5 protein-coding genes are annotated in these 3671 nt (G+C 62.1%); all 5 read right to left on the minus strand.

Annotation, left to right across the window (positions count from 1 at the left end):
* Positions 1–118: SDR family NAD(P)-dependent oxidoreductase (locus tag J0I64_RS03305; RefSeq protein ID WP_291406201.1), on the minus strand; the 118-nt coding region annotated here is incomplete at its 3' end.
* Positions 115–951: a 5-deoxy-glucuronate isomerase gene (locus J0I64_RS03310; protein ID WP_291406197.1), complete on the minus strand. Its 837-nt coding sequence runs from the start codon at positions 949–951 to the stop codon at positions 115–117. The genes J0I64_RS03305 and J0I64_RS03310, both read right to left, overlap by 4 nt.
* A gap of 31 nt (positions 952–982) precedes the next feature.
* Positions 983–2044, minus strand: coding sequence for an oligopeptide/dipeptide ABC transporter ATP-binding protein (locus J0I64_RS03315; protein WP_291406198.1), 1062 nt, complete (start codon positions 2042–2044; stop codon positions 983–985).
* Positions 2041–3081, minus strand: a complete 1041-nt coding sequence (locus J0I64_RS03320; protein WP_291406199.1) for an ABC transporter ATP-binding protein — start codon at positions 3079–3081, stop codon at positions 2041–2043. Before J0I64_RS03320 ends, J0I64_RS03315 begins: the two co-directional genes overlap by 4 nt.
* A 10-nt stretch (positions 3082–3091) precedes the next feature.
* On the minus strand, positions 3092–3671 hold a 580-nt coding region (locus J0I64_RS03325; protein ID WP_291406200.1), incomplete at its 5' end, for an ABC transporter permease.

Here is a 3671-nt window from a genome sequence, read left to right on the forward strand (position 1 = left end):
TCACATGGGCACCGGCCTGAGCCAGGCCGCGCGCCATGGCGAGCCCGAGTCCCCGACTGGAACCGGTAATCAGCGCATGCTTGCCCGACAGGTCGAACGCTGGAAAGGCAAAGGTCACTTGAAGGCATCCCGCATGGCCTGAATGCCGGGAATGGCATCGACCAGATGGACATGCTTGGGCTCAAAACGCTGGATCAATCCGCGCTGATGTCGGCCGACCAGAATGGTGAAGATATACCCGCGATGGCCGGGAGAGGTCGAAGTAGGGTGATAGCCCCGGTCGAGCAGGAACGTGTCGCCGTTCTGCGTCAACAGGTTCTGCGGCTCCTCGCCGTCATTATAGACGCACTGGGTGCCGAACCCGGTTTCCGGGTCGAAGCGATAATAGTAGAGTTCCTCATGGTCCGTTTCGACCGTGCCGTCAGCAGTGTCGTGCTTGTGTGGCGGGTAACCAGACCAGCAGCCGGGATCGGCATAGAGTTCGCTGATCAGCAGGCGTGAGACCTGGCCGTTCTGGCGTTGTCCGAGAATATGGAAAATCTGTCGATGCGTATGTGTCTCGACGGACCCGACATCGACCATTTCCACATCCTGAGGCGTAATGCGGAAGGCTGCCAGTTTTTCGGTCGCAACCCCACCGGCGATGGCGCAGACGGCATGGCCGCGTGCGGTGATGCGCGCAGGGGTATCGAGCGGCACATAGACCGCATCGGCCGAACCAGACCAGATGTCCTTCCGTTGCCCGACGCCGTTGAAGTCCTGGCCATCGACGCAGATATCGACCTGGCCTTCGAGCACGACGATGCCGGCTTCGTGTCCGGGCAATTGAAACGAATGGCTTTGGCCAGCAGCGAGGGTGACGACGTTGAAATAGATCAGATCGAGCGTGTCATCGCTGACATCGACAATAGGTTGGTTGGCGTTGTCGTGATGGCGAATGAGCTTGGACATAGGAATACCGGTGGTCAGAAATTGCGGACGGTCAGTGCGCGGCGATGGCGCCGCGCAGGTCTAGGGTGTCGGCGTAGTGGCAGGCGGCCAGTTGGCCATCGACTTGGGTGGGCTTCAGCTCCGGCCGCGTGGACTTGCAAAGGTCGGTGGCGAAGCGACAGCGCGGATGGAAGGCGCACCCGGACGGGACGTTGGCCGGATCGGCCACATCGCCCGGCAGGCGAATGCGGCGCGATTTGCCCTTGAGCGTTGGATCGGCGACTGGCACAGCCGAGAGCAGGGCCTCGGTATAGGGATGCCCGGGCTTGTTGTAGAGCGCATCAACCGTGGCCAGTTCCACCACCCGCCCGACATACATCACCGCGACGCGCGTGCAGATATGACGTACGACGCTGAGGTCGTGGGAAACGAACAGGTAGGTGAGCCCCATCTCCGCCTGGAGATCCTGCAGCAGGTTTATGGTCTGGGCCTGCACGCTCACATCGAGCGCCGATAGGGCTTCGTCGGCAATGACGAAACGCGGATTGGGGGCTAGCGCGCGGGCAATACTGACGCGCTGACGCTCGCCGCCGGAAAAGGCATGCGGATAACGCCACATGTTTTCCGGACGCAGACCGACCTTACGCATGAGTTCAGCCACACGGTCTTCGAGTTCGCTGCCGGTTGCGATGCCGTTGACCCGCAGCACTTCGCCGATGATGTCGATGACCCGCATGCGCGGATTGAGCGAAGCCTGCGGATCCTGAAATACCGCGCGCATGTCGCGATAGATCGGCTTGAGGCCGGTTTCGGAGAGTGTCGCGAGATCAACAACACCACCTTCTGGAGTAGCGTAGTCGACGCGGCCGCCAGTCGGCTTGATGACGCGCAGGATAGCTCGGGTTGCGGTGGATTTGCCGCAGCCGCTTTCACCGACAAGACCAAGCGTCTCGCCCTTTTCGATGGAGAAGCTGATGCCATCGACCGCCTTCACCTGCCGAACGATGCGGCGGGAGAAATTGGCTTTTACGGCGAAGTGCATCTTGAGGTCCTGCACCTGCATCAAGGTGTTCGGACCCATGGTCGCAGGGGCGAGGGGGGACGGCACCGTCATGGCTGGGCTCCCAGAAGCTGTTCTATCTTGGTGCTGTCCGAGTAACGCAGGCAGCGCACCACGCGATCGGGCGTCGGGTTGTCGGCCCAAGGCTCGAGGCGGTCGCAAACACCGGGCATGAAGTCGTCGCACCGGGGATTGAAGGTGCAGCCCGAAGGGCGGTTGAAGGGCGAGGGGACCATGCCGCGGATGGTGTCGAGCCGCGAGCCGCGCTCCCCGGTCATCGAGGGGATGGAGCGGATCAGTGCCCGCGTATAGGGATGCTTGGGGTCCTGAAACACCGAGACGCTCGACCCCTGCTCGACGATACGCCCGAGATACATCACGGCGATTTCGTCGGCGATCTCTGCCACCACCCCCAGATCGTGGGTGATGAACATGATGGAAATGCCCAGCTCTGCCTGCAGCTCAAGCAGAAGATCGATGATATTGGCCTGGGTCGTTACATCGAGCGCGGTCGTTGGTTCATCGGCGATGAGCAGGCGCGGCGAACAGGCCAGCGCCAGCGCGATGCAGATACGTTGCCGCATGCCACCAGAGAACTCGAAAGCATAGTTGGAAAGCCGGTCTGCCGGCCGGGGAATGCCGACCTTGGCCAGCATTTCCACCGCGTGTGCATCGGCGGCCTTGCGATCCAGCTTGAGATGCTGCTGGATCGCTTCGCGCATCTGGTTGCCGATGGTGTGCACCGGCGAAAGCGCGGCCATCGGCTCCTGCGAGATCAGCGAAATCTCGCCGCCCCGGATGGCACGCATTTCCCGGCTCTTTGGATCGAGCGCAGAAATCTCCACCGGAGCCTCGTCCGGCTTGCGCCAATAGCGGATGCGGCCGGAGACGCGGCGTCCGGGGCGCGGGATCTGGTTGAGGATCGAGCGTCCGGTGATGGATTTGCCCGAGCCGCTTTCGCCCACAATACAGAGCGTCTTGCCCTGCGGAATGGTCAGCGACACGCCATCAAGGGCCTTGATGCCGCCATCGTCGGTGAAGAACTGCACATTGAGGTCTTCGATCGAGAGGACGGGCGGTGGGGCTGCCACTCCGGCGCCCTCAGTTGGAATAGGGATCGACTGCATCGCGCAAACCGTCTCCGAGGAAGTTGAGGGCAAGAACCGCGATCACCACGGCCGCACCGGGAAGGAACAGCCAGGGCGCGCTTGATACCGCCAGGATGTTCTGGGCTTCGGTGAGCAACACGCCCCAGCTTACCACGGGCGGGCGCAGGCCGATGCCGAGGAAGGACAGCGCGGTTTCGGCCAGGATCATTGCCGGAATGGCCAGCGTCACCGAGGCGATGATGTGGCTGAGGAAGGATGGCACCATGTGACGCCAGATGATGCGCTGATCGCCGCAGCCGTCGAGACGAGCTGCATTGACGAAGTCTTCGGTGCGCAGGGACAGGAAGCGCCCTCGGACCACGCGGGCAATGTCGGTCCAGCCCAGCAGCGAGAGAATTATGGTGATCCAGAAATAGACCAGCAGTGGATCGATATTGGGCGGAATGGCCGCGGCAAGGCCCATCCATAGCGGAATGGTCGGAATGGACTTCAACAGTTCGATGGTGCGCTGAACGATGTCGTCGACGATGCCGAAGTTGGTGGTGCCCCCGGTGGCGACGACCGCGAAGACG

This window comes from Devosia sp. (assembly GCF_017307565.1).
GTDB lineage: Bacteria > Pseudomonadota > Alphaproteobacteria > Rhizobiales > Devosiaceae > Devosia.

What these genes read in the sequence shown, in the direction of transcription:
- J0I64_RS03315 (WP_291406198.1), bottom strand. Translation starts at nt 2,044, where the DNA reads ATGACGGTGCCGTCCCCCCTCGCCCCTGCGACCATGGGTCCGAACACC.
- J0I64_RS03310 (WP_291406197.1), bottom strand. Translation starts at nt 951, where the DNA reads ATGTCCAAGCTCATTCGCCATCACGACAACGCCAACCAACCTATTGTC.